The 6,928-nt window shown below is 50.2% G+C and carries 5 protein-coding genes; all 5 read right to left on the bottom strand.

Features of this window, described 5'->3' with window-relative positions; translation table 11 throughout:
- Positions 1–61 precede the first annotated feature (61 nt).
- The gene (locus tag IQ260_RS25095) at positions 62–1,498 is read right to left on the bottom strand and encodes a circularly permuted type 2 ATP-grasp protein (RefSeq protein ID WP_322745041.1); all 1,437 of its coding nucleotides are present in this window, start codon (positions 1,496–1,498) and stop codon (positions 62–64) included.
- A 354-nt stretch (positions 1,499–1,852) separates the two neighbouring features.
- Positions 1,853–2,398, bottom strand: coding sequence for a zinc-ribbon domain-containing protein (locus tag IQ260_RS25090; protein ID WP_193995814.1), 546 nt, complete (start codon positions 2,396–2,398; stop codon positions 1,853–1,855).
- Positions 2,399–2,531: 133 nt separating this feature from the next.
- The gene (locus IQ260_RS25085; RefSeq protein ID WP_193995813.1) at positions 2,532–3,083 is read right to left on the bottom strand and encodes a chemotaxis protein CheW; all 552 of its coding nucleotides are present in this window, start codon (positions 3,081–3,083) and stop codon (positions 2,532–2,534) included.
- A 6-nt stretch (positions 3,084–3,089) separates the two neighbouring features.
- Positions 3,090–6,593 (bottom strand): hybrid sensor histidine kinase/response regulator, encoded by a 3,504-nt coding sequence (locus tag IQ260_RS25080; RefSeq protein ID WP_193995812.1) that lies wholly within the window; start codon positions 6,591–6,593, stop codon positions 3,090–3,092.
- Between the two features lie 127 nt (positions 6,594–6,720).
- On the bottom strand, positions 6,721–6,928 hold a 208-nt coding region (locus tag IQ260_RS25075; protein WP_193995811.1), incomplete at its 5' end, for a hypothetical protein.

Here is a 6,928-nt window from a genome sequence, read left to right as displayed (position 1 = left end):
GCATGGTATGACGACCTAAATAATGGTTTGCATGGGAGGCTCAGGATGATGATTGATCCATTTAATTCATCGCTCCAACCACCCAGGTGTCCTTGCTGCCGCCGCCCTGGGAAGAGTTCACCACTAACGAGCCTTTTTTTAGGGCCACCCGCGTTAGCCCTCCCGGATTTACATAGATATCTTGACCATTCAAAATAAATGGCCGCAGGTCCACATGACAGCCCTGAAATTCACTGTTGATCAATGCTGGCACCCGCGATAGACACAGGGTGGGCTGGGCGATATACCCCCTGGGATTAGCCTTGATCTGGTCGGCAAAGGCATCGCGCTCGGGCGCAGTAGCATGGGGACCTACCAGCATGCCATAGCCGCCGGAGGCGTTGGTAGCCTTGACCACTAGCTCGTCTAGATGATCTAGTACATAGTCCTGCTGTTGATCGTTTTCGCAGAGATAGGTGGGGACGTTAGGGATGATCTGTTCTTCGTCCAGGTAATAGCGCACCATGTCGGGGACATAGCTGTAAATCATTTTGTCGTCGGCGACACCGGTACCCGGAGCATTTGCGATCGCAACCCGGCCCTGACGATACACATCCATCAGTCCCGGCACACCCAGGAGAGAATCGGGACGGAATGCAAGGGGGTCTAAAAACTCATCGTCAATGCGACGGTAAATCACATCCACCCGCTGTAAGCCTTTAGTGGTTTTCATTTGCAGATAGCCATCTGCCACCACTAAGTCCCTGCCTTCTACTAGCTCAATGCCCATCTGCTGGGCTAGGAACGAGTGCTCAAAATAGGCGGAATTATAAATGCCTGGAGAGAGCAGTACCACCTGGGGAGTGGGCACACCATCCGGAGCTAAATGCAGTAGAGATGTGAGTAGCTGACTGGGGTAGGCATCCACCGGATTGATACTCAGGGCTTCAAACAGGGCCGGAAAAGCGCCTTTCATCACCCGACGATTTTCTAGGACGTAGGAGACTCCCGACGGACAGCGAAGATTGTCTTCAAGGACATACCAACTGCCGTTGCGATCGCGCACCAGGTCTGTGCCGGTAATGTGACACCAAATTCCCTTGGGTGGCTTTAACCCCAGACAGGGCTCTAAAAAACCAGTGGCCGACTCGATCACCTCGCGAGGGATAATACCATCTTTGATAATCTTTTGGTCGTTATAAATATCGTTCAAAAAACAATTTAGCGTCTCAATCCGCTGTTTTAACCCCCGCTCTAGCCACTGCCACTCGCTGCTAGGCACCACCCGAGGCACCACATCAAACGGGAAAATTCGCTCTGTCCCTTTATTGTCGCTGTAGACGTTAAACGTTACCCCTAGCTTGAACAACATGTTCTGAGCGATCTGCTGCCGCAGGGTGAGCTCATCAATGGAAATGTTGCTAATGCGCTGAACCAATAGCTCTGCTTCTGGTCGAGGCACTCCACGACTGATAAACAGCTCATCATAAAAATCACCAGGATCATAGGTTTTGAACACTAGTCGCGTCCTCAAAGCGTGTAATTTATTGATTAACTGTTATCGGGCCTTTGAATTGTAAACGTTCATACAAATGGAGGAAAATTAATACGGAATTAGGCAACCATCGCTAGCTGTTATCTATTGCAACTTCTCTGAATATTGCTGTTTAAACACTGGCCATGACTCGCAGGATACCATCTAGAAGATCGTACGTCGTCTATCCCTAGTGTCTTATAAATAGAATTTTCAGCTAGGGTAAGATTCAGGGAAGACTGTTATCATGTGCGATCGCAACTCGAAGCGAGCGGGCGATAACAACCTGTCACACACGCCAATTATGGGGAGGCTAAATCAGCTCCAGAAAAGAACTCCTTAGCTCAGCGCATGACCACAGCTAGAGCAAAAACGATCCTCTGGAGCGACTTTGGTACCACACTGACTGCAAAATTTTCGAGTGGCGGCGGGTGGCGATGCTGGCTGAACAGAGTCCATCTTCAACTCCATGTTCCCCATACGCATTTCCATAGGGCTCGTCGTCATTTGCATGTTGCCCATGGTCATCGGCTGCATTGGCTGCATGGGCTCCATTGATGGCATTGAGGGAGCCGTGGGTATCGCTGTTGTTGGCTGCACTGACAGCTGCTGTGCTCCGGCAACTGACGGCGCGCTACCGGTCATGCTGACGCTGTTACCTTGCACATAGATACAGATCTCTCCTTGGGCTGTAAACAGTTTGAATACAGCTCCTGTGGCACTTTGATACCCTTCTGGAGGGGCGGTCCAGGGACCTGTCGTCATACTGTTGCTGGCCTGCTGCTGCTGTCCCGGCGACCCCATTGATGTTGTAATAATGGTTTGACTTCCCTGATTGTCTAGATAGACATGATGACCAGGGGAGAGTTCACATATGTATGCCATGGTGAGTTTGTAGTAGCCGGAGCACCCCAACTTTTCAACAATCCACTATGATGACATTTAAATTGAGATTGTTAAAAAACATCAGTATTTCTTAATACCTGGGGCTGCCATTAGTTGTAAAGAGGATGGGTGCCTAGAAAGCGGGTGGCAGCAGAGGCTGGGCCTGTAATAGCTGATCTGGATTTAAGAGAAAAAGAATTGACTGATTGTCAGATTGTATAATCAGCCCGCTAACACATTGAATATTGACCCTAGCAGCATAGTTGGCGGGTAAGGGTACAATGTCGGACTGGGCAATCCGGCGGACAGTGGGGGCTGCTTCAATGGGTAGCCCAACTAACTCTCCTTTGCGATCGCGGATAATCAGTAGATAGCCATTGCCAAACTGCGTAGGCTCAAAATGTGCGGGCTCTGCGGCCAGGGCGGGAACCAACTGGGGTGAAGTCCCACCAAAAACCTGCTGGTTGACATCTAGCACCAGTAGTTCTCTGCCTTCATAGATGGTCAGTCCGGCACCAGAACCGTGATAATCTCCGTGGGTGTCGCTTTTAGGGACGACTTTTTTAACCGCAAAAATAGGTAACGCAAACCATTCTCGCTGGATTTGAAAAACAATAACCTGCCGAATGGTTTCACTGTGATGAGGTCTCAACCGTCGAGATTTTCGAGTAGATAAAATAGCCATGGAGATTTATTGCACTGTACTAACGGGTTGTTGTTGAAGTACCTGCTCAATCATTAGCAGTAGCTCATGATCCTGATAGGGCTTAGTAATGTAAGCAGTTGCGCCTAAACGCATTGCCAGCTGGCGATGTTTTTCGCTACCACGGGAGGTGAGCATGATAATGGGCAAATTTTTGAGCTGAGCATCAGCTTTTATCTCCGCTAGGACGCCGTATCCGTCCAGACGCGGCATTTCGATATCACAGACAATGGCATCCACGGATAGCCCTCCCAACAGTTGATCTACTGCGTCTTGTCCGTCTTTGCCTTGTTCTACGCCATAGCCTGCTTGCTCAAGTGTCGTTCTCAACAGCTGACGCATATTGATAGAGTCGTCCACCACCAAGATATTATTTTGTTGTGCCTGGGGTAAGGCTAGCTGTTGAGGTGGTTCGGGAGCAACACTGGACTGCAGCAGCTGTTGCCAGCGTCGAGGCTGATGGTCTTCATCCTGACTGTCTTGCTCGATCCATTCTAAGAGTTTGCTAGCATCGGCCAGGGGAACCACATGGCCGTCTTCCAAAATGGTGCAGCCTGTAAAGCCTGGAGGTAGACTGATAACATTCTCGACCTGACGAATAACAACTTCTCGTTCTCCCCAAAAGCGGTCAATATGGAGACCGCTTAGACGCTCGCCTTGGCTGACGATGATAATGGACGGCTCACTAATAATCGGTGACGCGTCTGGGGTGGGTGAGCGCAACGGACCGCGAAACGTTAACCACTTTTCCAGATGAATCAGGGGAACGGTTAGACCTTCCCAATTGATCACCTGCTGGTCTGGTGAGTCAAATACTTGTACGGTGTTAAAGCGAATCATCTCTTCCACGCCGTCGGTTGGAAACGCCAACCGCATGCCGCCGATTTCCACCAGCAGTACTCGCACAATGGAGAGGGTAAAGGGGACACCAATGGTAAATGTTGTCCCAAGGCCCGCCTGGGTATCGACTTTAATCTCACTGCGAATGAGTTCTAGATTGTTGCGGACTACGTCCATACCAATGCCGCGACCCGATAGGTTAGTCACTTGTGCAGCCGTACTAAAGCCAGGTTCAAAAATCATTCCCAGCAGCTCGCTCTGGCTCATGGTGTCTAGCAGCTCTTTGGTTAGACCCATTTGGTAGGCGCGATCGCGAATTTTATTCAAGTCAATGCCTGAGCCATCATCACTGATGGAAATCAGGGTTTGGTTACCTCGATGAGATGCCTGAATCTCAATGGTGCCCTGGGATGGCTTCCCCTGGGCCTGACGAATTTCAGCATCTTCAATACCGTGATCAAAGGCGTTACGCAAAAGATGCATCAGGGGATCGCGCAGCTGCACGGCCACAAACCGGTCAATCAGAGTAGATCCCCCCGAGATCTTGAGGTTCACGGTTTTGCCATACTGTAGAGACAGCTCTCGCACGGTTCTGGGGAAGCGTTCCACGATATCTGATAGGGGTCGCATTCTAGCCCGAGTCACATTGGTCTGCAGGGCTTTAGCAGTGCGGTTGAGATTGCTAGACGCCTGTTTAATCTCGCGCATATTGAGCTTGACATCGCTGGTCACCTCCCGCAGCTGTACCAGGGTTTCCCGCTGGTCCTGGGAGAGGAGATGCAGATCGCTGTAGCGGTCAAGTTCCAAACTGTCGAATGCTGGTTCGGCGAACGGCCCCAGCAGTGCTGATTCGAGACCTGTCTGGTGGGTCTGCAACAGCTGCTCATTAGGAGTCGTTTTGTATGGCCCGTGGTTTGCCCCCGGCACAGATGCATCCACAGACAGCTGGTTACAAAATGTCTGGAGCTGAGCATTATTCCCTTCTAGGCTGCCCATGCGTTTGGTGAGCAGCTTAATCAGGTCATCCATTTGATCCAAGCGTGAATTCATGGTGTTCCGCTGGATAATCAATTCCCCAAACAAATCGTTTATTTGATTGAGCAGCTTAATGGGGACCCGAACAGTATTTTCTGGCAGCTCTTGAGCCTTGGGGGCAGGCTCCACGGGCTCCACATGAATTTCAACAATTTCCTCGGGGTCTGCTTCTGTCTGGAAAAATGAGGCATATTCGGCCTGGGGTTCAAAGGAGATATCGTCAAATTCTGCTTCCGATGAAGCAGAGATATCTTCTAAACCTGTTTCACTGTCTAACAGAGCTGGGTCCGATAGGTCAGGGGAGAAGGCGTCATCAACCTGAAAGTTAGTCGGGTCAAAATCTTCTGGGTCAAGATCTTCAATGGCCGCCTCAATGCCAGTCAGATCGACATCGCCAATAGGATTAGCATCATCTGCGATCGCATCCTCGGTTACAGAGAACGGTATCTCTAGAGGCTCATTTGCTCCCGCTGGGGTGGTCTCAGCTGTCTCGGTCTCCTCTAACCCATTTGTAAGGGTCAGGTCAATAACCGTATCCACACCATGATCAATACTGGTATCAAATACTAACGCTTCAATGGCAGCGTTATCTAAATCACTATTAGCTGCTGTCAGAAAGGCTTCAAACTCAGCGATCTCTGTGTCAGAGTCTTCTGGAGACAGAAGCGGGGTAAAATCGGGAACCTCTGTATCTGTAGGCGGCCCATTCGTTAGCCCGTCACTCTGCAAGGGTTCGATGATAATATCGGCCTGCTCGTCATCTGTCTGCTCGTCATCTGTCTGCTCGTCATCTGTCTGCTCGTCAAGAGCATCATATGCCGGGTGGGGCTCAGGTACTAGGTCATCATCCGTTAGCTCCATCATGGTGGGTAGCTTATCCAACTTACCCACCATGACGAGAGCCTGAGACCGTTCCCACAGGGCTAAAGCCTGACGGGCAATCGGTTCAACCTGGCTAGGAGACGCCATCACCAGCTGCTGCTGAATTGAATGACATAGAGCGGTAAACGCATCAATCTGGAGCATTCTACCCAGATCCTGCAATTCCTCTACCATCATTTCCAATTCTGACTGCAGGCAGGGTAACCCCGGTGTCGCCAGAACCGATGTCAGCCGCTCCAATAACTCTTCAACTTCAGTACCAAACATGATGACAGCCGTGTCATCATCGGAATCTTCTGCCAGTAAGGCCAGTTCATCACTGGGCTGAACGTCCCCTAGACAGTCACGTAATTTCTCAAAAGTAGGCTGAGCCTGCTCCATCAGCCAATCTTCCGTAATCGGCAGCGCCTGTCGATGGAGTGAACTCACCTGACGCATGTGATCTAACCCCTGCAGGAGAAGCATCTCCAGCGCAGCATCCACCTGGATCGCGTCTCGACGAGCCCTAATAATTTTGAGTGAATCTTCGAATTTATGGGCCAAATGACTCATTGATGGACACTCGATCATCGAACCGATGCCCTTAATCGTATGCACTGCCCGCAAAGCCGCATCCATCTGTTGAGGGTTGATCCCCCTCTCGGCGAGTCCGATTAAACCTGATTCAATGGTGTTGAGATATTCATCAACTTCGTCTAAAAAGTTGAGCCAGACCTCACGATCTGCTTGTGACATGGTTTTAAGTTTAAGAGAGCAAAACTAGTTTGAGATAGAAGAGGGAGAAAGATGAGCATGAGCCGATCGCCGTGGAACATAAATCATCAGGTACACATCAATCTAGTCCCATGTCATCAACCACGGCTTACTCTGCTTCAGAGTTAACTTTAAACTGATCTACAACAGACTCCAGCTGACGGGCAACTTCCACCGTATTTTTGAGATTGCCGGCCACTGCGAGAGAAGAATCGGACGTCCGCTTGGATGCTTGGGTAATCTGCTGCATCAGCTGGGCCACTGTCTGAGACGTTACAGACTGTGAAATCGTTGCTTGAGAAATAGCTTGTAATAGC

Origin of the sequence: Leptolyngbya cf. ectocarpi LEGE 11479, assembly GCF_015207065.1 — a bacterium.
Classification (GTDB): Bacteria; Cyanobacteriota; Cyanobacteriia; order Phormidesmidales; family Phormidesmidaceae; genus Leptothoe; species Leptothoe ectocarpi.
Note: the sequence above shows the minus strand (reverse complement) of the source record. Positions and strands in the feature narration are given on the sequence as shown.

Excerpts from the sequence above, each read along its gene's own strand:
- IQ260_RS25080 (WP_193995812.1), bottom strand. The coding sequence starts at position 6,593 with ATGTCACAAGCAGATCGTGAGGTCTGGCTCAACTTTTTAGACGAAGTT.
- IQ260_RS25090 (WP_193995814.1), bottom strand. The coding sequence starts at position 2,398 with ATGGCATACATATGTGAACTCTCCCCTGGTCATCATGTCTATCTAGAC.
- IQ260_RS25085 (WP_193995813.1), bottom strand. The coding sequence starts at position 3,083 with ATGGCTATTTTATCTACTCGAAAATCTCGACGGTTGAGACCTCATCAC.